The organism is Streptomyces sp. NPDC053431 (assembly GCF_044544925.1).
Classification (GTDB): Bacteria; Actinomycetota; Actinomycetes; order Streptomycetales; family Streptomycetaceae; genus Streptomyces.
Genome location: NZ_JBITXX010000003.1, coordinates 172277 through 193087 on the forward strand (window position 1 = coordinate 172277; position 20811 = coordinate 193087).

At 72.8% G+C, this 20811-nt stretch carries 17 protein-coding genes; 9 read left to right on the forward strand and 8 right to left on the reverse strand.

Features of this window, described 5'->3' with window-relative positions; translation table 11 throughout:
* Nucleotides 1-3 precede the first annotated feature (3 nt).
* The gene (locus tag ACIGXE_RS10245; RefSeq protein WP_399745483.1) at nucleotides 4-672 is read right to left on the reverse strand and encodes a rhomboid-like protein; all 669 of its coding nucleotides are present in this window, start codon (nucleotides 670-672) and stop codon (nucleotides 4-6) included.
* A 52-nt stretch (nucleotides 673-724) separates the two neighbouring features.
* A complete protein-coding gene (gene lpdA / locus ACIGXE_RS10250) occupies nucleotides 725-2128 on the reverse strand; it encodes a dihydrolipoyl dehydrogenase (protein WP_399745485.1) in 1404 nt (467 codons plus the stop codon).
* A gap of 135 nt (nucleotides 2129-2263) precedes the next feature.
* Here lpdA and ACIGXE_RS10255 point away from each other — a divergent pair, with 135 nt between their 5' ends.
* A complete protein-coding gene (locus ACIGXE_RS10255; RefSeq protein WP_399745487.1) occupies nucleotides 2264-2956 on the forward strand; it encodes a FadR/GntR family transcriptional regulator in 693 nt (230 codons plus the stop codon).
* 143 nt (nucleotides 2957-3099) lie between these two features.
* Nucleotides 3100-4380, forward strand: a complete 1281-nt coding sequence (locus ACIGXE_RS10260; protein ID WP_399746326.1) for a CynX/NimT family MFS transporter — start codon at nucleotides 3100-3102, stop codon at nucleotides 4378-4380.
* A gap of 34 nt (nucleotides 4381-4414) precedes the next feature.
* Here ACIGXE_RS10260 and ACIGXE_RS10265 read toward each other — a convergent pair whose 3' ends face one another.
* The 4 genes from ACIGXE_RS10265 to ACIGXE_RS10280 are packed head-to-tail and all read right to left on the reverse strand — an operon-like array spanning nucleotide 4415 to nucleotide 7930.
* On the reverse strand, nucleotides 4415-5134 hold the full coding sequence (locus ACIGXE_RS10265) for an ABC transporter permease (RefSeq protein ID WP_399745489.1): 720 nt from the start codon (nucleotides 5132-5134) through the stop codon (nucleotides 4415-4417).
* Nucleotides 5135-5148: 14 nt separating this feature from the next.
* Nucleotides 5149-6060, reverse strand: a complete 912-nt coding sequence (locus ACIGXE_RS10270) for an ABC transporter ATP-binding protein (protein WP_399745491.1) — start codon at nucleotides 6058-6060, stop codon at nucleotides 5149-5151.
* Nucleotides 6057-6971 carry an ABC transporter permease gene (locus ACIGXE_RS10275; RefSeq protein WP_399745493.1) on the reverse strand — a complete coding sequence of 305 codons (915 nt, stop codon included), beginning with the start codon at nucleotides 6969-6971 and terminating at the stop codon, nucleotides 6057-6059. The genes ACIGXE_RS10270 and ACIGXE_RS10275 overlap by 4 nt, the downstream gene beginning before the upstream one ends.
* Nucleotides 6968-7930 carry an ABC transporter ATP-binding protein gene (locus tag ACIGXE_RS10280; protein WP_399746328.1) on the reverse strand — a complete coding sequence of 321 codons (963 nt, stop codon included), beginning with the start codon at nucleotides 7928-7930 and terminating at the stop codon, nucleotides 6968-6970. The genes ACIGXE_RS10275 and ACIGXE_RS10280 overlap by 4 nt, the downstream gene beginning before the upstream one ends.
* A 230-nt stretch (nucleotides 7931-8160) precedes the next feature.
* Between ACIGXE_RS10280 and ACIGXE_RS10285 the strand changes: the two genes are divergently transcribed.
* From ACIGXE_RS10285 to ACIGXE_RS10315, 7 genes are all read left to right on the forward strand, one after another.
* Nucleotides 8161-9033, forward strand: coding sequence for a M24 family metallopeptidase (locus ACIGXE_RS10285; protein WP_399745495.1), 873 nt, complete (start codon nucleotides 8161-8163; stop codon nucleotides 9031-9033).
* Nucleotides 9033-10823 carry an SDR family oxidoreductase gene (locus ACIGXE_RS10290; protein ID WP_399745497.1) on the forward strand — a complete coding sequence of 597 codons (1791 nt, stop codon included), beginning with the start codon at nucleotides 9033-9035 and terminating at the stop codon, nucleotides 10821-10823. The genes ACIGXE_RS10285 and ACIGXE_RS10290 overlap by 1 nt, the downstream gene beginning before the upstream one ends.
* Before the next feature lie 116 nt (nucleotides 10824-10939).
* Nucleotides 10940-11887, forward strand: coding sequence for a MerR family transcriptional regulator (locus ACIGXE_RS10295; protein ID WP_399745499.1), 948 nt, complete (start codon nucleotides 10940-10942; stop codon nucleotides 11885-11887).
* 89 nt (nucleotides 11888-11976) lie between these two features.
* Entirely contained in the window at nucleotides 11977-12522 is a 546-nt protein-coding gene (locus tag ACIGXE_RS10300; protein WP_399745501.1) for an RNA 2'-phosphotransferase, read from the forward strand.
* 49 nt (nucleotides 12523-12571) lie between these two features.
* Complete coding sequence (locus ACIGXE_RS10305) at nucleotides 12572-13033, forward strand: hypothetical protein (RefSeq protein WP_399745503.1); 462 nt, start codon at nucleotides 12572-12574, stop codon at nucleotides 13031-13033.
* Between the two features lie 46 nt (nucleotides 13034-13079).
* Nucleotides 13080-13982 (forward strand): LLM class flavin-dependent oxidoreductase, encoded by a 903-nt coding sequence (locus ACIGXE_RS10310; RefSeq protein WP_399745505.1) that lies wholly within the window; start codon nucleotides 13080-13082, stop codon nucleotides 13980-13982.
* 106 nt (nucleotides 13983-14088) lie between these two features.
* Nucleotides 14089-14949 carry a Cof-type HAD-IIB family hydrolase gene (locus tag ACIGXE_RS10315; RefSeq protein WP_399745507.1) on the forward strand — a complete coding sequence of 287 codons (861 nt, stop codon included), beginning with the start codon at nucleotides 14089-14091 and terminating at the stop codon, nucleotides 14947-14949.
* A gap of 156 nt (nucleotides 14950-15105) precedes the next feature.
* Here the strand turns inward: ACIGXE_RS10315 and ACIGXE_RS10320 are convergent, their stop codons facing one another.
* Nucleotides 15106-16818 (reverse strand): GAF domain-containing sensor histidine kinase, encoded by a 1713-nt coding sequence (locus ACIGXE_RS10320; protein WP_399745509.1) that lies wholly within the window; start codon nucleotides 16816-16818, stop codon nucleotides 15106-15108.
* Nucleotides 16819-16838: 20 nt separating this feature from the next.
* Entirely contained in the window at nucleotides 16839-20774 is a 3936-nt protein-coding gene (cydD, locus tag ACIGXE_RS10325; RefSeq protein ID WP_399745511.1) for a thiol reductant ABC exporter subunit CydD, read from the reverse strand.
* Nucleotides 20775-20811 lie beyond the last annotated feature (37 nt).

The window sequence follows — 20811 nt, forward strand, 5'->3', positions numbered from 1 at the left end:
CCCCTAGTGTGCTCCGGGCCTCCCGGGCCCCACCAGCGGTTTTCTCCGGGTGAGCGGCCAGAACGCCAGCCCGATCAGCAGCGAGACCGCATGGCCCAGGTCCGTGTACGTGTGACTGGTGACCAGCGGTACGGCGAAGAAGGCCACCGCCCCCGCGAGGTAGGGCCAGCGCCAGGGCCGCGGGAGCCGGTAGGTCAGGATGCCGATCGAGGCCGCGAGGCCGTAGCTCACCCCGATGTCGACGACGTGCGCCATGCTGCGCGGCACGTCGTGGTCCTTGATCGCCGCCAGGACCACGTTCTGGCTGATGAGCGTGGCCGCGACATGCGCCGTCGTGACGACGGCCAGCCACTTCACCGTGCCGAGCCAGCGCTCCACCGGCGCGTGGAACACCTCGAAGAGCACGGCGTAGAAAGGCAGGCTCGCCGGATTCTCGATCCAGAAGGCGCTGCCGAGCAGCGCCCGCATCGGATGACGCGAGAGCTCGTAGAGATTGCTGCTGCTGCGGTGCAGCAGATAGTGCTCGAGACCCTCCGAGGAGAGCGCGATCACCAGGCTGGTGACCGTGATGATCGCCAGCCAGACATGCGTACCGGGTGACGAACGCACCCACGACCTGATCGGTCGGGACGGTTCGCCACCCGGCGCATGAGAAGGGGAGTCACTCGGCACATCTCTGTGCCTATCACCCCTTTGTGGGTGATACCTGAGAGAAACCCGCGACTCAGAAGTTGATCATGTGTCCGGCGATGCCGTGGATGGCTTCCTTGACGGCTTCGCCAAGGGTGGGGTGGGCGTGCACGTTGCGGGCGACCTCGTGGACGGTGAGGTCCCACTGCTGGGCCAGGGTGAGCTCGGGGAGGAGCTCGGTGACGTCGGGGCCGATGAGGTGAGCGCCGATGATCTCGCCGTACTCGGCGTCGGCGACGATCTTCACGAAGCCGGTCGAGTCGCCCAGGCCATGGGCCTTGCCGTTGGCCATGAAGGGGAACTTGGCGACCTTGACGTCGTAGCCCTTCTCGCGGGCCTGCGCCTCGGTGTAGCCGAAGCTGGCGATCTGCGGCTGGCAGTAGGTCGCGCGCGGGATCATCGGGTAGTCGAGTTCCATCGTCTCGGCGTCCGCGATGGTCTCGGCGGCGATGACACCCATGGCCTCGGCGGTGTGCGCGAGCATCAGCTTGGCGGTGACGTCGCCGATGGCGTAGATGTGCGGCACGGAGGTGCGGCAGCGGCCGTCGACGTCGATGGCGCCGCGGTCGGTCAGGGCGACACCGGTGTTCTCCAGGCCATAGCCGGACACGTTCGGGGCGAAGCCGATGGCCTGCAGGACCTTGTCGGCCTCCAGGACCTTGGTCGCGCCGTCCTTGCCGGTGACGGTGACGCGGACCTGCGGGCCGGACTCGTCGATGGCCTCGACGCGGGTGGAGGTGAGGACGTCGATGCCGAGCTTGCGGTACTGCTTGGCGAGCTCCTTGGACACCTCCTCGTCCTCCAGGGGGGCCATGCGGTCGAGGAACTCGACGATGGTGACCTTGGTCCCGTAGTTGTTCAGCACGTAGGCGAACTCGATGCCGATCGCGCCGGCGCCGGCGATGATGATCGACTGCGGGGCGTCCTCGGCGAGGATCTGCTCCTCGTACGACACGACGCGGTCGCTGAGGGCCGTGCCGGGCAGCAGGCGCGCGGTGGCGCCGGTGGCGATGATGCAGTTGTCGAACGTGATGGTCTGCGTGGTGCCGTCGGACTTCGCCACCTGGAGGGTGTTCGCGTCGAGGAAGGTGCCCCGGCCGTCGAACTCGGTGATCCCGTTCTTCTTCATCAGGAAGTGGACGCCCTTGACGCGGCCGTCCGCGACCGTGCGGCTGCGGCGGAACGCCTCGCCGTAGTCGAAGGACACGGTGCCGTCGACCTTGATGCCGAAGGTCTTGGCCTCGTGGTTGAAGATGTGGGCGAGCTCGGCGTTGCGCAGCAGCGCCTTGGTGGGGATGCAGCCGACGTTCAGGCAGACACCGCCCCAGTACTTCTCCTCGACGACCGCGACCCGCTTGCCCAGCTGGGCGGCGCGGATGGCGGCGACGTAGCCGCCGGGGCCAGCTCCGAGTACGACGACGTCGAAGCGGTCTGACATGACTGACTCCCGAAGGTGGTGAGGGTGTTCGGCACACGTACGAGCCCACAGTAGTCCGGTCCCTGCGGCCCGGCCGGGGAGGCGAGGGAGGTCACTTGTAGGATGACTGGGCAACCGGGCGAATAGGGGTAGGCGATGGCACTGAAGACCGCGGGACGGACGTCGCTGGTGGACTCCGTGGTGGAGCAGCTGCGGTCCCAACTCGCCGACGGCGAGTGGGCGGTCGGCGACCGCATCCCCACCGAGCACGAGCTCGCCCAGCAGCTCGGCGTCGGCCGCAACACCGTCCGTGAGGCCGTCCGGGTCCTGGTGCACTCCGGGCTCCTGGAGTCCCGTCAGGGCAACGGCACCTTCGTGCGCTCCACCGCCGACCCGGCGGCCGTCCTCCAGGGCGTGCGGCACGCGGGCGCCCGGGACGTCCTGGAGCTGCGCGCCGCGCTGGAGGCCGAGGCGGCCCGGCTCGCCGCGGTACGGCGGGACACCCACGACCTGCTGCGGCTGCGGGCGGCGCTCGCCACCCTGCGCGAGGAGGGCGACCGCGACGCGGACGCCGACCTGGCCTTCCACCTCGCGGTCGTCGAGGCCACCCACAACGCGGCCTTCCGCGAGGTGTACCGCTTCTTCTCCACGCAGGTGCACGAGGTCCTGGTGGACGCGCTCGGCGACCGGGAGATGCCGCCGGTCGACATCGACCTGCACGAGGCCGTCGTCGTGGCCGTCGAGCAGGGCGACGCCGAGGCGGCGGAAGCGGGGGCCCGGGAGCTGCTGCGGGTGCCGATGGAGACGCTCGCGGCGCTCGCGGAGGAGCGGAAGGGTGAGGCGCGGTGACGCGGGAGGCGAAGGTGACGGACGCGGGGGTGACCGACGCGGGGGTGACCGACGCGGGAGCGACCGACGCGGGAGCGACCGACGCGGGAGCGACCGGACTGGGTGGCTCCGGACTGTCCGGAGGCCGGCTGACCGGAGGCCGGCTGCCCGGAGCGCATCGGCCGGAACGGAGGCGGCCGGAAGGGAGGCTTCCGGTCGACTCGGAGGCCGGTGGCCGCGCGACCGTCGCGGGCGGGGCCGCACGGCGGGCGCTGCTCGCGCACCCGGTGCTGCTCCTGGTCGGCATCGTGCTCGCCTCGCTCAACATGCGCGCCGCCCTCGCGAGCGTGGCGCCGCTGGTGGGCGAGCTGGCGGAGACGTACGGACTGTCCTCGGCGGCGAGCTCCCTCGTGACCTCGGTGCCGGTGCTCTTCCTGGGGCTCGGCGCGCTCGTGGCGCCCTGGCTCGGCCGGCGCCTCGGGGCGGAGCGGGTGCTGTTCGGGGCGCTGCTGCTGCTCGGTGCGGGCATCCTGGTGCGGGTGCTGCCGTCGGCGGCCGCCCTCTACTGCGGCGGGGTGCTGGTCGGCACGGCGATCGCGCTCCTGAACGTGCTGATGCCGGGTCTGATCAAGCGGGACTTCCCGGACCGGGCCGCGTCCATGACCTCCGTCTACACCGGCGCCATGATCGCGGGCGCCACGCTCGTCGCCGCCTCCTCGGTGCCGCTCGAACGGGCGCTGGGCGGCTGGCAGGCCTCGCTCGGCTTCTGGTCGCTGCTCGCGGTGGTGGCGGCCCTCGCCTGGCTGCCGCAGGTGCTGATCGCCGGGGGCCGCACCGGGCACCAGGTGCGGGCCGCGGATCCCGGGAGGCCCGCCCGGTCGGTGTGGCGGTCGCCGCTCGCCTGGCAGGTGACGCTGTTCATGGGGCTGCAGTCGCTGTGGACGTACGTCCTGATCGCCTGGATGCCGACGATCTTCACGGACCACGGGATGAGCCGTTCGACGGCCGGTGTGGTCTTCGCCTTCAACAACCTGCTGCAGGTGGTGGGCGCCTTCGCCGTGCCGCTGCTGGCGGGCCGGATGCGGAGCCAGCGGCCGCTGATCGTCCTGGTGACGACGCTGGTGGCGGCGGGCTACACGGGCCTGATGGGCGCTCCGGTGCAGGGCGCGTGGCTGTGGTCGGCGCTGCTCGGCGTCGGTCAGGGCGGGGCGGTGGGCCTGGCGCTCACCCTGATCGTGCTGCGCTCGGGCGACGCGGGGACCGCGGCCCGGCTCTCGGGCATGGCCCAGACCGTGGGCTATCTGATGGCCGCCGTGGGCCCGCTGGCCGCCGGCGCCCTGCACCAGGCGACGGGCTCCTGGACCGCGCCGATCCTCGCCGTGCTCGGCGTGTGCGCGGCCGCGCTCGCCGTGGGTCTGCTCGCGGCCCGGAGCCGTACGGTCTGAGTCCCGTACGGCTCCGGTGCCGGCGGCCGCCCGGCTACTCCTCGCCCGCCAGGGTCATGCCGCGTAGCTTGCGGCCCGCGAACCAGGTCGCCCCGACGGTCACCGCGACCAGCAGCACCACGGCCGTCGGCAGGGCCACCTCGGAACTGATGAGGCTGTCGCCGGTGACCTTCTCGGCGAGGGCGAGCGCCCACTGCTGGACGCTGAGGGTGCGGGCGCCCGCGATCAAAGAGCCGAACAGGGACTCCCACACCAGGGCGTAGACCAGGCCGATCACGACGGCGTGCCGGCTGACCGTGCCGAGGAGCAGGAACAGCGCGCTGTACGCGATGGAGGCCACCAGGGCCGCCACGGTGTAGGCGACGGCGACCTGCTGCCCGTTGCCGTTGAGGATGAAGCCGGCGATCAGCGTGGGCACGGCCGAGAAGACCATGGTCACGGCGACGGCGACGAACAGTTTGGTGACGATGATCGTCGTGCGCTTCACCGGCTTGGCCAGGAGGTAGACGATCGAGCCGTCGTCGATCTCCGGGCCGATCGCGCCGGTGCCGGCGATCACGCCGATCAGTGGCACCATCGTGGCCAGCGCGAAGCCGCCGAGGACGGTGGCGGCGGCCTGGTCGTCGGCACCCCTGAACATGCGCACGGCGGCGGCGATCAGGATCAGCATCGCGGGCAGCGCGAAGAGGATCAGGGCCCGCTTGCGGCCGAGGAGGGCCCGGTAGGTGAGCCGGGCGACGGTGGGGTTGTACATCGGTCGGGCTCCTTTCAGGCCGCTACGAGATACGAGAAGACGGATTCGAGGGACTCGTCGGAGGGCGAGACCGTCAGGAGCCGGATGCCGCGCTCCCTGGCCACCTTGGGCAGCAGTTCGGTGAACCGGCCGAAGTCCACGGCCTGGATGCGCAGGGCGCCTTCCGTGTGGTCGACCTCGATGCCGGCCGTGGACGGATCCGCGATCAGCGCGGCCGCGAGGGCCCGGTCGTCGCTGGACCGGACGAGATAGCGGTGGGGGCGGTCGGTCATCAGCCGGCGGATGCGGCGGAAGTCTCCGGAGGCGGCGTGCCGTCCGGCCACGATCACCTCGATGTGCGAGGCGAGCTGCTCGACCTCCTCCAGGATGTGCGAGGAGAACAGGACCGTGCGCCCCTCGGCGCCCATCCGGCGCAGCAGGTCCATCAACTGCATGCGCTGGCGCGGGTCCATGCCGTTGAACGGCTCGTCGAGCAGCAGCACCGACGGCTCGTGGACGAGGGCCGAGGCCATCTTCACGCGCTGCCGCATGCCCTTGCTGTACGTGGCGATCTTGCGGTCCTGGGCGTACTCCATCTCGACCGTGGCGAGGGCCCGTTGCGCCTCCTTGTCGCCGAGGCCCTGCAACTCCGCGTTGGCGACGACGAATTCGCGGCCGGTGAGGAAGTCGTACATCGCCTCCCGCTCGGGGACGATGCCGATCTGCCGGTAGACGGACTCGTTGCGCCAGATCGTCTCGCCGTCGAGGGTGACGGTGCCGGTGGAGGGGTCGAGGAAGCCGCCCATCATGTTGATGAGGGTGGACTTCCCGGCTCCGTTGGGACCGAGCAGGCCGGTGACGCCGGGGCCGATGGTCATGGTGACGTCGTTGACGGCCACCACGTTGCCGAACCAGCGCGAGGCGTGGTCGATGTGGATCGAGGTCACAGCCCGACCTTTCGGTAGCGGCGCATCAGCACGCCGTACGAACCGGCGATGAGCGCGAGGACGACCAGCAGATAGACCACGCCGACCCCGGCGCCGGGCGCCGCGGCCTCCCCGCCGGGGGCGGCGGTGGGCGCGCCGAGGAAGGCGTCCTGCACTCCGCCGATGAGGGTGATCGGCGAGAACAGGCCGATCCACTTGACCGCGCCGACGTTGTCGGTGCCGTAGGCGATGCCCTGGAGGGTGGAGACCGCTCCGTAGGAGATCACCAGGGTGGCGATGACGGCGGCGACGCCGAAGCCGCGGCGCGGGGTGAGGGCCGCCATGACGAGTCCGATGCCGCCGAAGAGCAGCGAGAGCAGCGTCACGGAGGCGAGACCCTGGCCGAGCATCTCCGCCTGCTCGGCGAAGTCCATCTTGGCGAGCAGCGAACCGATGAAGAGGATCAGCAGCGGGGACGCGGTGAGGATGAACATCGCGGAGGCCATCGCCCCGAACTTGGCGAGCACGTAGTCCACGCGCTCGATCGGGCGGGCGAAGTAGAGGGGCACGGTGCGGAACCTGAGGTCGCGGGAGACCGACTGCGGGGCCTGCGCGGCCACGAAGATGGCGATCACCATCTGAAGGAAGATCGCGTACTGGGTGTACTCGATCGCCAGCTTCGACGACTTGGTGACGACCGCGACCGCGACGATGATCAGCGCGGGCACGCACATCACCGCGAAGAGCAGCATCGGCAGCACCTTCGACCTGGCGCTGCGGCCGAGACCGTACGCGCCGCGCAGCGACTGCGAGAACAGCGCCCGGCGGGCCGCGGCGCGGCCGAGGCGCGGGCCGTCGTAGCCGCGGTAGCCGATGTTGTGGATCTGCGTGGTCTCGGGGGTCCGCGCGGTGTCGGGGGCCTGGGAGCTCATCGCACCGGCACCTCCTCCTGCTGCTCGGCCTGCGGCGTGAACACCTCGGCGATGTGGTGGCGGCGCTGCTCCATGCGGACGAGGCCGAGGCCGAGGCCGGCGACGGTGTCCCGGACGAGGTCGTAGGTGTCCTCGCCGGTGGCCTCCAGGAGCAGGATGTGACCGGCGCCCGGCAGCCCCTCCTCCACGCCCGCGTGGAGGGTGACTCCCGCGGCGGTGAGGGCGGCGCGCAGCGTCTCCGTGCCGTCGGGGTGGGCGTCGGAGTCCGTGACCTCGACCGCGAGGGTCGTGGTGCTGCGCGTGAAGTCGCTGGTGGAGCTGGAGCGGAGCAGCCTGCCGCCGTCGATGACGACGACGTGGTCGCAGGTGCGCTCCAGCTCGCCGAGCAGGTGCGAGGTGACGAGGACCGAGATGCCGAAGTCCGTCCACACCCGCCGGATCAGGCCGAGCATGTCGTCGCGGCCGACCGGGTCGAGGCCGTTGGTCGGCTCGTCGAGCAGCACCAGCTGCGGGTCGTGGACGAGGGCCTGGGCCAGCTTCACGCGCTGCTTCATGCCGGTCGAGTAGCCGCCCATGGGGCGGTAGCGCTCCTCGTACAGGCCGACGTGGCGCAGGGTGTCGGCGGTCCGCTCGCGGGCGGCGGTCGCGGGCAGCCCGGACATGCGCGCCATGTGCACGACGAACTCCGTCGCCGACACGTCGGGCGGCAGGCAGTCGTGCTCCGGCATGTAGCCGACGCGCTCGCGGATCTGGGCGCCGGAGGTGGCGACGTCGAGTCCGAGGACCTCGGCGCGGCCCTCCGTGGCCGGGGACAGACCGAGCAGGATCTTGATCATCGTGGACTTGCCGGCTCCGTTGGCACCCACCAGTCCGGTCACACCGGGCCCGATGTCCAGGGAGAGCCGGTCGAGAGCGGTCACCCGGGGGAACCGCTTGCTGAGGCTTTCGGTGGCGATCACAGTCACGTCTTCGACAGTAGTGGCGTGCGTCACGGCGGGCGTCAGTCCAACGGCTCGGACCGTGTCCGACTCCAGGCGTACACGCCCGTAGGGGAGCCGCGACCAAGGTCTCGTTTTCCACAGGCCTGTGCACACCCCTTGACGCAGCCGCCGGGCATTGTCACATTCATCGATGTCAAGTTACGGACGCGTAGCGCATCCGGACGCTCACACAGGACGGGCGGGGTGGCATGGCATCGGCAGGTACGGCCGCGGACGCGGCGGTGACGCGCGAACTCACCGCTGAGCTGCGCGGGTTCAGGGAGGTGCAGCGGCTCGCGTACGCCTGCGCGGAGGCGGTCGCGGCGCAGCTCAAGCCGGGCGTGACCGAGCGCGAGGCGGCCCGGATGCAGCGGGAGTGGCTGTACGAGCGCGGGGTGAGGGACTGGTTCCACCGGCCCTTCGCCTGGTTCGGGGACCGCACGGCCTTCGTCGACTTCAGGATCCCGCTCCAGTTCTTCCCGACGAACCGGCGGCTCGAGCCCGGGATGCCCTTCATCCTGGACATGGCCCCGGTCCACCGGGGCTACACGGCGGACATCGGCTACTCGGGCTGCCTGGGCCTCGACCCCGTCCACGACAAGCTGCTCGCCGACCTCCGGGAGCACCGCGAGCTGATCCTGCGCGAGGTGCGCGAGCGCCGCACGCTGCGGGAGATCTACGAGGACGTGGACCGGCTCATGGTCCGCCAGGGCTACGCGAACCGGCACCGGGCCTATCCGTTCGGCGTCATCGCCCACAAGATCGACCGGGTGAAGGAGCGCCGCTGGGCGCCCACGCTGTTCGGCTTCGGCACCCAGTCCCTCAAGGGCCTGGCGAGCGACGCCCTGCACGGCCACCGGGACGGCTGGTCGCCGCTGTGGTCGCCGTACCGGTTCTCCGACCACCCGCCCAGGCCCGGCCTGTGGGCGGTCGAGCCGCACCTCGGATTCCGGGGCACCGGCGCGAAGTTCGAGGAGATCCTGGTCGTCACCGACTCCAGGGACCCCGAGCAGAGCGCGTTCTGGCTGGACGACGACCTGCCGCACGTGCGGCGCTGGAACGAGGAAGGGACGGCGGCCTGATGGCGGGGAAGACGGGACTCGACGGGGCGCGGGAGCGCTGGGTCCGTACCGGCGGCATAGAGCTGTGCGTGGCCGAACTGGGCGACGAGAGCCGGCCGACGGTGCTGCTCGTGCACGGCTATCCGGACTCCAAGGAGGTCTGGTCGGAGGTCGCGCCGCGGCTCGCCGAGCGGTTCCACGTGGTGCTGTACGACGTCCGGGGGCACGGCCGGTCGACGGCACCGACCCCGCTGCGCGGCGGCTTCACCCTGGAGAAGCTGACCGACGACTTCCTGGCGGTCGCGGACGCGGTCAGCCCGGACCGGCCGGTGCACCTGGTCGGCCACGACTGGGGATCGGTGCAGTCCTGGGAGTTCGTCACGGTCCCCCGCACCGAGGGCCGGATCGCCTCCTTCACCTCGATGTCCGGACCGTCCCTCGACCACTTCGGGCACTGGATCAAGAGCCGGATGGCCCGGCCCACCCCGCGCAGGATCGGCCAGCTCCTCGGCCAGGGCGCCAAGTCCTGGTACGTGTACATGCTGCACGCCCCGGTGCTGCCGGAGCTCGCCTGGCGCGGGCCGCTCGGCAAGCGCTGGCCGAAGATCCTGGAGCGGGTCGAGCGGGTCCCCTCCGGCGACTACCCCACGGCCTCCCTGCCCGGCGACGCCGCGCACGGAGCGTGGCTCTACCGGGACAACGTGCGGGCCCGGCTCTCCCGGCCGCGGGCCGACGCCTTCGCGCACGCGCCCGTGCAGCTGATCACGCCGACCGGCGACGCCTTCCTCTCCGAGCGGCTCTACGACGACCTGGCCGACTGGGTGCCGGACCTCACCCGCCGGACGCTGCCGGCCAAGCACTGGGTGCCGCGCACCCGGCCCGACCAACTGACCTCCTGGATCACCGCGTTCGTCGAGACGCACGAGGACCCGGCGACCAGGGCGCCGAGGACGGCGGCGCGGAGCGGGGTGCGCCCGGAGTACGCGGAGCGCTTCGGCGGCCAGCTCGTCCTGGTGACCGGCGCGGCCAGCGGCATCGGCCGGGCGACCGCCTTCGCGTTCGCGGAGGCCGGCGCCCGGGTGATCGCGGTCGACCGGGACGCCGAGGGCGCGGCCCGTACGGCCGAGATGTCCCGGCTCATCGGGGCGCCGGAGGCCTGGGGCGAGACCGTCGACGTCTCCGACGAGCAGGCCATGGAGAAGCTGGCCGCGAGGGTGGCGGGCGAGTACGGCGTGGTCGACGTGCTGGTCAACAACGCGGGGATCGGCCTGACCGGCTCCTTCTTCGAGACCACGAGCGAGGAGTGGCAGCGGGTCCTCGACGTCAATCTGTGGGGCGTGATCCACGGCTGCCGGGTCTTCGGCGCGCAGATGGCCGAGCGCGGCCAGGGCGGCCACATCGTCAACACGGCGTCCGCGGCGGCCTTCCAGCCCTCGCGCGCCCTGCCGGCCTACAGCACGTCCAAGGCGGCGGTGCTGATGCTGAGCGAGTGCCTGCGGGCCGAGCTCGCGGACCGGGGGATCGGCGTCTCGGCGATCTGTCCGGGCATCGTGAACACCAACATCACGGCGACCGCGCGGTTCGCCGGCGTCACGGACGAGGCCGAGGAGAAGCGGCGCCAGAAGAAGGCCTCGCGGCTCTACGGGCTGCGCAACTACCCGCCGGAGAAGGTCGCGGACGCGATCCTGCGGGCGGTGCTGCGCGACCAGGCCGTCGTCCCGGTGACCCCGGAGGCCCGCGGCGCCCATCTGATGGCGCGGCTGGCCCCGGGCGTGCTGCGGGCACTGGCCCGCTGGCAGCCGCCGGCGTAGGGGAATCCGCGCGGGGGCCCCGGAGCGGGGCGGCCGTACGATCCCTCGGTCGTACGATCCCTCGCAGGAGGGGCCCTGGGTCGTCGGGGTGGAGGGAGCGGTCGGTGGGAGCGGGTTTGTCCGAGCAGTCAGCACAGCCGGAGTACCGGATCGAGGATCTGGCCCATCACAGCGGGGCCACGGTCCGGACCATCCGCGCCTACCAGGACCGAGGCCTGCTGCCCCGACCGGAGCGGCGCGGCCGGTCGAACGTGTACGGGGACACGCATCTCGCCCGGCTGCGCCAGATCGCCGACCTGCTGGACCGCGGCTACACCCTGGCGTCCATCAAGGAGCTCCTGGAGGCGTGGGACGCCGGGCGGGGGCTCGGCGGGGTGCTGGGTCTGGTCGCCGAGGTCGACGGCCCCTGGACGGACGAGGAGGCCGACCGGATCTCACGGGCCGAGCTGGACGCGCGCTTCGGCGGCGAGCCCGACGAGGCGGCGGTGCGGGAGGCGATCGAGCTCGGCGTCCTGGAACGCATCCCGGACCGGGAGACGGAGGAGTACCTCGTACCGAGCCCGCAAGAGCTGGCCGTGGCCGCCGAGTTGTACGGGGCGGGCGTTCCGCTCGCCGCTATCACCGGCCATCTGAGGGAACTTCGCGGCCAGGTCGAGCACATCGCCTCCCGTTTCCTGGAGTTCACCACCGAGCACGTCTTCGCCCGCTATCTGGAGCACCGGCCGCCGACGGACGCCGACGCGACCGAGGCGGCCACCATGGTGCGCCGGCTCCGGCCGCTCGCCCAGCAGACGGTGGACGCCGAACTCGCCCGGGCGATGCGCCTGTTCGCCACCCGCCATCTGCAGTTCCACCTGTCGCCCGACGCCCCTCCGCCGTCGGAACGGGAGCCGCGTTCGGTGGCGCTTCCGCCGGAGACGATCCAGGCCGTGGAGCGGCTCGTTGGGCCGGAGAACGTGGCGGCGTTCGTCGCCGCGGCGGCCGAACGAGAGGTGCAGACGAGGACATTGGATGCACTTGCCTCAAATGGCGCGCATATCAATCAAGTCGGTCAAGTCACCTGACGAGAAGGGCTCGTTGTCCACAGAGTCGCCAAGTAGCCTGTGGATAAACTTACTTGGCTGTGGATCAAACCTGGGGCTTCAATGAATTCATGAATGACGAGAAACGCACCGTGAAGGTGTCGAAGTACCTCTCGAAGCACCTGCGCCACCAGCCCGAACGCATCGGGCTCGTGCTCGACGCGCACGGCTGGACCGAGATCGACGCGCTCCTCGCGGCCGCCGCCGCCCACGGCTTCCCGATCACCCGCGCCGAGCTCGACCACGTGGTCGCCGCCAACGACAAGCAGCGCTTCGCGATCGAGGGCACCCGTATCCGGGCCAGCCAGGGCCACACGGTCCCGGTGGACCTCGACCTGCCGGCCGTCGAACCGCCCGCGTACCTCTACCACGGTACGGTCGCGGCCGGCCTTCCCGCCATCCGCGCCGAGGGGCTGCGCCCCATGGCCCGCCACCACGTGCACCTGTCGCCCGACCGCGAGACCGCCACCCGGGTCGGGGCCCGCCGCGGCCGCCCCGTCGTGCTGAGCGTGGACGCCGGCGCCATGCACCGCGCCGGCCACGTCTTCCACGTCAGCGCCAACGGCGTCTGGCTCACCGACGCCGTACCGCCGGAGTTCATCCGCTTCCCCGGCTGACCGCCTGCCCGCTTCCGGGCAGAATCCCGGCTGAGGCATGATCGTCCCCATGGGACGACACCAGCACCCGCACCTGCCCACGACCGAAGCGGCCGTCAGGGCGATCCGCGCGGTCGCCCAGGAGTTCAACCTGGAGATGACGGTCACCGACGACATCGGCGCGGACCGGACCTCCCGCCGCACCTCCGCCGGCGCCTTCGCCGTCCTCGACCCCGACGGCTCCCTCCCCCACGAGGCCTATGTCGAACTCGGCGGCACCCCGTCCGTGAGCGTCCAGCTCTTCCCCGAGGACGACGCGAAGATCACCGTCGACGGCGTCGTCTTCGAGGACGTGCCCCGCGACGCCGCCCCCGCCTTCGTCCGCTCCGTCCACGGCGGCCTCGCCCACGTGAAGGGCCGCTTCTTCCCGCCCGGCTGGTGGCTGATCGTCCCCCTCCCCGGCGACGAGACGTACAAGGAACTCGTCCTCCGCGGCACCCTCACCCCCTGGCTCTCGCGCCAGGTGCGGTGACCCGCGGGGCCACGGCACCCCCCACGCCCCACGTACGCTCGTCGGTATGACCTTGCGCCTCAGCACCGTGATCCTTCCCGTCGACCGCTGGCACGAGGGCGGGCGTGCCGCGTGGCAGCGGGCCGAGCAGCTGGGCTTCCACGCCGGCTACACCTACGACCACCTGTCCTGGCGCTCCTTCCGCGACCGCACCTGGTTCGGCGCCCTGCCCACGCTCACCGCCGCCGCCACCGCGACCGAGCGGCTGCGCCTCGGCACCCTCGTCACCTCGCCGAACTTCCGGCACCCGGCGACCCTCGCCAAGGAGCTCATGTCGCTGGACGACATCTCCGGCGGCCGGGTCACCCTCGGCATCGGCGCGGGCGGCAACGGCTTCGACGCCACCGTCCTCGGCCAGGAGGCCTGGACCCCCCGCGAGCGCGCCGACCGGTTCGCCGAGTTCGTGCCGCTGCTCGACCGGCTGCTCACCGAGGACACCGTGACCCAGCGGGGCACCTTCTACTCCGCGGACGAGTACCGCAACGTCCCGGGCTGCGTGCAGCGCCCCCGGCTGCCGTTCGCGGTCGCCGCGACCGGCCCGCGCGGCCTCAAGCTGGCCGCGCGCCACGGCCAGGCCTGGGTGACGACCGGCGACCCGAAGCTCTACGAGGACGGGACCCCGGAGCAGTCGGTGGCGGCCCTCGCCGGCCAGATCGAGAAGCTCGACAAGGCCTGCGCGGAGATCGGCCGGGACATGGCCGAGCTGGACAAGATCCTGCTCACCGGCTTCACCCCGGAGCAGAACACGATCCTCGGCTCCGTGGACGGCTTCGTCGACTTCGCCGGCCGCCACCAGGAGCTGGGCTTCACCGAGATCGTGATCCACTCGCCGATCCCCGACTCCGTCTTCGCCACCGACGAGGCCGTCTTCGAGAAGATCGCCACGGAGGCGCTCGCCCAGCTGGGCTGACACCGGCTCGACCCGTCGGGCGGAAGCCTCGCCAGGGGGCCACATCGGGCTACTCAGATGTGCGCCCCCTCGCACGCCCGTGCAGATTGTGCGGAAGAATGGTGCGGTGACCTCACCCCACACCGCGCGCCCCGAAGCCCCGGCCATCCGGCTGATCGCCACCGACCTCGACGGCACCCTGCTGCGGGACGACAAGTCCGTCTCCGAGCGGACGGTCGCGGCCCTCGCCGCCGCGGAGCGGGCCGGCATCGAGGTCTTCTTCGTCACCGGCCGCCCGGCCCGCTGGATGGACGTCGTCAGCGCCCACGTCCACGGCCACGGTCTCGCGATCTGCGCCAACGGCGCCGCCGTCGTCGACCTGCACGCGGGCGGAACGTTCCTGGAGGTCCGCCCGCTGGAGCGGCCCGTCGCCCTGGAGGTCGTCCGGGCGCTGCGCGCCGCCGCCCCCGGCACCAGCTTCGCCGTCGAGCTCACCACCGGCATCCACTACGAGCCGGAGTACCCGCCCTTCTTCCTGGACCCGGGCGCCACCGTGGCCACCGCCGAGAAGCTGCTCTTCGAGGAGACCCCCGGCGCCGCGGCCCCCGTGCTCAAGCTGCTCGCCCAGCACCCCGAGCTCGACCCGGACCTCTTCCTCGCCACCGCCCGCGCGGCCGCCGGCGACCTGGCCTCCTTCACCCGCTCCAGCCCCACCGCCCTCATCGAGATCAGCGGCCTCGGCGTCTCGAAGGCCTCCACCCTGGCCCACTGCTGCGCGGAGCGCGGCATCGCGCCCGAAGAGGTCGCGGCCTTCGGCGACATGCCCAACGACATCGAGATGCTCAGCTGGGCCGGCCGCTCCTACGCGATGGGCAACGCCCACGCCGACGTGATCGCCGCCGCCTCCGGCCGCACCGTCGGCAACAACGACGACGGTGTGGCCGTGGTGATCGAGCAGCTGATCGCCGAGGCCGTACGCAGCGGCTGAGCCGGCCGCGGCCGTAGGGGCCTCCGGCCCGATCCACCCGACGGGGCAGAGCACCACGGGCCGACGGGCAGAACCTCACGGGCCGACGGGCCGGGCCCAGGGGGCGTCGGGCCGGACCGGGGGCGGCGCGAACCCGGCAAGCTCGGCGGGCCACCCCTAGAGCGGGGCCTCCCAGACCACCGTCGTACCGCCGCCGTCCTCACCGATCCCGGGGCCGCACCAGCTGGCACCGCCGAGCGACTCGGCGCGGCGGGCGAGGTTGCGCAGGCCGCTGCGCCGGCCGCCCTCGGGAAGCCCGATGCCGTCGTCCGCCACCGAGAGCCGCACGGCCTGGCGGCCGTCCGGCAGGGCGACGGTGGCGTCCACGACCACCTCGATGCGGGTCGCCTCGGCGTGCCGGAAGGCGTTCGAGAGCGCCTCCCTGAGGGCGGCGATCAGGTTCTTGCCGGTGAGGTCGCCGACCGTCGCGTCGATCGCCCCCACGAACCGGTGCGCGGGCTTGAAGCCCAGCGGCACCGCCGCCATGTTGATCTCCCGCAGCACGCGGGTGCGCAGCCCGGAAGGGGCCTCGGCGGGGCCCTGCTGGAGCGCGAAGATCGCGGTACGGATCTCCTGGATGGTCACGTCCAGCTCGTCCACGGCCTTGCCGACGCCCTGCTGCACGGCCGGCACCACCGACTTCCGCTGCGCGCTCTCCAGCATCATCCCGGTGGCGAAGAGCCGCTGGATGACCAGGTCGTGCAGGTCACGGGCGATCCGGTCGCGGTCCTCGAAGACCGCGAGCCGCTCCCGGTCCCTCTGCGCCTCGGCCATGATCAGGGCCAGTGCCGCCTGCGAGGCGAACTGGGTGCCCAGCGTCCGCTCGGCCTCCGTGAACTGCCGCGCCCCGCGCGCCCGCGGGGTGGCCAGCGCACCGAGCACCCGCCCGCCGCTCTGCAGCGGCAGCAGCATCGCGGGGCCGTACTGGGCGGAGAGCCGGTTCAGCATCCGCGGGTCGGACGAGGCGTCCGCGAGGAACACCGCCTCGCCGTCCATCAGCTGCTCCACCACGGCGCTCTCCGGCCCGATCACCACCCCGAGCCACTTGGTGGGGCCGGACGAGGAGACGGCGACGATCTCCAGACCGCCCTCCTCGGCCGGCAGCAGCACGATGCCCGCGGCGGCGTCGGCGAGCCGGCGGGCCTGCTCGGCGACGACCGTGAGCGCGTCGTCGGCGTCGCCGCCGGAGAGCAGCGCGGTGGTGACGGCGACGGACCCGTCGATCCACCGCTCGCGCTGCCGGGCGGCCTCGTACAGCCGGGCGTTGCCGATGGCGATCCCGGCCTCGGTGGCGAGCACCCGGACCATGTGGACGTCGTAGTCGTTGAACTCGCCGCCGCCGTGCTTCTCGGCGAGGTAGAGATTGCCGAAGATCTCGCCCTGGACCCGGATCGGCACACCGAGGAAGGTGCGCATCGGGGGGTGGCCGGGCGGGAAGCCCGCCGAACGCGGATCCGTCGCCAGATCCGCGAGCCGGATGGTCTGCGGCTCGCGGATGAGGGCGCCGAGCAGCCCCGCGTGCCCGTCGGGCCGGCGCCCGATGCGGCGGGCGATGTCGTCGCCGACGCCGAAGGTGACGAAGTCGGAGAGACCTTCGCCCTCGTCGTCCACGACGCCGATCGTGGCGTAGCGGGCGTCGGCGAGCTCGGCCGCCGTCTCGCAGATCCGGTCGAGCGTCGAGTGCAGTTCGAGGCCGGTGCCGACCGAGCGCATCGCCTCCAGGAGCTGCGGGACGCGGGCGGTCAGCTCGGTGGACAGGCCGTGCAGGCTGCGCGTGGCCTGGGTCGCGGCTTCGAGCGGGTCCGGGGCGTCGGGCACGGCGGCGGTCATGGGGATGAGACTAGTAAGTCCTATTTGGCGAGAAAAGTCGGCTGGACGCCCGGTGCGCCGCTACCCGTGTCCTCGCCCGGGCCCGTGTCCTCGCCCGGGCCCGTGTCCTCGCCCGGGCCCGTGTCCTCGCGCGTACCCGTGACCGCCTCTGTGCTCGCGGCCGTGCTCGTCCCTTCGCTCGTGAGCAGCAGATCGGTCGCCCGCTCCTGCTCCAGCATCCGCCGCAGCGGCCCCTCGGCGGCGGCGAGTTCCGCGTACGGGCCGCGCTGCACGGTCCGGCCCCGGTCCAGTACCACGACCTCGTCGACGGCGTCGAGGCCGTGCAGCCGGTGGGTGATGAGGACGGTCGTCCGGCCCTCGGTGGCCCGCAGCAGGTCGTCGGTGAGCGCGTCCGCGGTGGCCAGGTCCAGGTGCTCGGCCGGTTCGTCGAGGACCAGGACGGGGAAGTCGGCGAGGAACGCCCGGGCGAGCGCCAGGCGCTGGCGCTGGCCTCCCGAGAGCCGCGAGCCGTGCTCCCCCACGAGCGTGTCGAGGCCGTCGGGGAGCCCGTCCACCCAGTCCAGGAGCCGGGCGCGGCGCAGCGCCTCGCGCAGCTCGTCGTCGCCCGCGCCGGTCCGGGCGAGGCGGAGGTTCTCGCGGAGGGTGCTGTCGAAGAGGTGGGCGTCCTGCGCGCAGAGGCCGACGAAGCGGCGTACGGCGTCCCCGTCGAGCTCTCCGGCCGGCACCTCGCCGAGCCGGTACGTGCCGGACTCGGCGTCCAGGAAGCGGAGCAGCACCTGTGCGAGGGTCGTCTTGCCGGAGCCGGACGCGCCGACCACGGCGACCCGGCGCCCGGCCTCGAGGGTGAGCCCGAAGTCCGTGAGGGCGGGCCGCTCCTGACCCGCGTACCGCGCCGAGAGCCCGGCGAGCTCCAGCGGGAACGGGCTCGCCGGGGGAGTGCCGGGCGTGGCCGGCTCGTGCACGGGGACGGGCGCGTCGAGCACGTCGAGGACCCGCTCGGCGCTGCGCCGGACGCGCTGGCGGTACTGGACGGCGAGCGGCAGCCCGGTGACGGCCTCGAAGGCGGCGAGCGGGGTCAGCACGACGACGGCGAGCGCGACACCGTCCAGGCGCCCGTCCTGTACGCCCTGCACACCCACGACGGCGGCGGCGACGACCGTGAGACCGCAGACGAGCGCCGAGAGCCCGGCGCCGAGCGCGGCCGCGGCGGACTGCCGGGAGGCGATGCCCGTGAGCGTACGGTCGGCCGCCGCGGCCCGCTCGAGGCGGCCCCTCAGCGCGCCGGCCACGGTGAGTTCGGCACAGCCGCGCAGCAGGTCGAGGACGGTGGTGGTGAGCGTGCCGCGCGCCGGGGCGAGTTGCCGCTCGGCCCGCCGGGCGAGCGCGCCGCCGACCGCCGGAACGACGACCCCCGCGAGCAGCAGCCCCACGGCGAGTACGGCACCGGCCTCGGGCAGCAGCCAGGCGGTGAACCCCACGGCCCCCGCGCCCACGACGACCGCGGCCCCGGCCGGCAACAGCCAGCGCAGCCAGTAGTCCTGAAGCGCGTCGACGTCCTGGACGAGCCGCGCGAGCAGGTCGCCGCGCCGCGTCCGGCGCAGTCCGGCCGGCGCGATCCGCTCCAGACGCCGGTAGACGGCGACCCGCAGATCGGCGAGCATCCGCAGCACGGCGTCGTGCGAGACGAGCCGCTCGGCGTACCGGAACACGGCCCGGCCGATACCGAAGGCGCGGGTGGCCGTGACGGCGACCATCAGATGGAGCACGGGCGGCTGTTCGGACGCCCGCGAGATCAGCCACCCGGACACGGCCATGAGCCCCACGGCCGACCCCGACGCCAGGCTCCCGAGCAGCAGGGCGAGACCCATCCGCGCCTTGAGCGCCCCGGCCATGCCGCGCACGCGGCGGAACACGGCCCGCGACGAGGACCCGCCGGAACCGGAGCCGTGCGCGAGTTCCCGGGCATGCGTTCCCGAACCGCCCGAACCGCCCGATCCGCCCGCACGGCCTGTGGCGCCTGTGCCGCCCGCGCCGCCCATGCCGTCCAGACGGCCCGCACCGTCTGCGCCCGCCGCCCCGCTGCCGCCCGTCGACGGCGCTGCAGCCCCGCCGGACGCGAAACCCGTGCCGCCGTGCTCCACGACGGCCGTGTCCCGGCGCCCCGCGACCGCCTCGGCAGCCGACCCGGCGGGCCCGGTGGCCTCGGGGGACGCCGCCGGCAGGGGTGTCCCGTCGGGCAGCAACCCGGCCACGTGCGGACCGCCCAGGGCGTCCGCCCGCGCGCCGGCGCCGGCGGTCCCGTCCACGCTCCCGGCCGGCGCCAGCCGTACCACCCGGTCCGCGACCGCCAGCAGCGCCGGGCGGTGGACCACCAGCAGGACCGTACGGCCGGCGGCGAGACGCCGGACGGCGGCGACGACCGCAGCCTCGGTCTCGCCGTCGAGTGCGGCGGTCGGCTCGTCCAGGAGGAGCAGCGGGCGGTCGGCCAGGAAGGCACGGGCCAGGGCGAGCCGCTGGCGCTGGCCGGCGGAGAGACCGGCGCCGTCCTCACCGAGGAGGGTGGCGGCGCCGTGGGGGAGTTCGGAGACGAAGTCGTCCGCGCCGGCGTCCCGGAGGGCCTGCCGCACCGCCTCGTCGGAGGCGTCGGGCCGGGCCAGGCGGACGTTCTCGGCGATCGTGCCGGCGAAGAGGTAGGGGCGCTGCGGCACCCAGGCGATCCGCGAGTGCCACTGCTCCAGGTCGAGCGAGGCGAGGTCCACCCCTCCGACGCGGACCGAGCCGCCCTCCTCCGGCCGCACGAAGCCGAGCACCACGTCGAGCAGGGTCGACTTGCCGACGCCGCTCGGCCCGACGAGGGCCACCGTCTCACCGGGCTCCACGGTGAGCGTGGCGGCGTCCAGCGCGGGTTCGGCGCGGCCGGGATGCCGTACCGTCACACGGTCGAGGTCGAGGCGGAGCGACGCGGGCACCGGTCCCGTACCGTCGCCGGGCAGCGGTGTCTCCAGGACCTCGAAGATCTCCTCGGCTGCGGCGAGCCCCTCCGCCGCCGCGTGGTACTGCGTGCCGACCTGCCGCAGCGGCAGATACGCCTCGGGCGCCAGGATCAGGATGACGAGCCCCGTGTAGAGATCGAGGCTGCCGTGGACGAGCCGCATCCCGATGCCGACCGCGACCAGCGCGACCGAGAGGGTCGAGAGCAGCTCCAGGGCGAAGGAGGAGAGGAAGGCGATCCGCAGCGTCCGCATGGTCGCCCGCCGGTACTCGGCGGTGATCGACCGGATGTTCTCGGCCTGGGCCTTGGCCCGGCTGAAGACCTTGAGGGTGGGAAGCCCGGCGACGACGTCGAGGAAGTGGCCCGACAGCCGGGACAGCAGCTTCCACTGACGGTCCATCCGGGCCTGGGTGTACCAGCCGATCAGGATCATGAAGACCGGGATGAGCGGCAGCGTCAGCACGATGACCGCGGCCGAGATCCAGTCCTCGGTGACGATCCGGGCGAGCACCGCCACCGGCACCACGACCGCGAGCCCCAGCTGGGGCAGATAGCGGGCGAAGTAGTCGTCCAGGGCGTCCACGCCCCGGGTCGCGAGCGCGGCCAGGGAGCCGGCCTTCTGCCCGCCGAGCCACCCCGGCCCCAGCCGCGCGGCCCGCTCGAGGAGCCGGCCCCGCAGTTCGGACTTGACCGCCGCGCTCGCCCGGTGGGCGGCGAGCTCGGTGAGCCAGGAGACCAGCCCACGCCCCGCCGCCACTCCGGCGAGCAGCAGCAAGGGCGTGACCAGCCCGGAAACCGACCGGCCCTCCTGGAAGGCCCCCACCACGACCTCGGCGATCAGCATGGCCTGGGCGACGATCAGCGCCGCCCCGACCAGGCCGAGGACGACCACCGCCATGAGGAAGAAGCGGGTGGCCTGGGCGTACCGCATGAGCCGCGGATCGATCGGTTTCACGTGAAACATGCTCCCCTGGCAGAGGGCCGGCTGGTGAGCCCGGCGA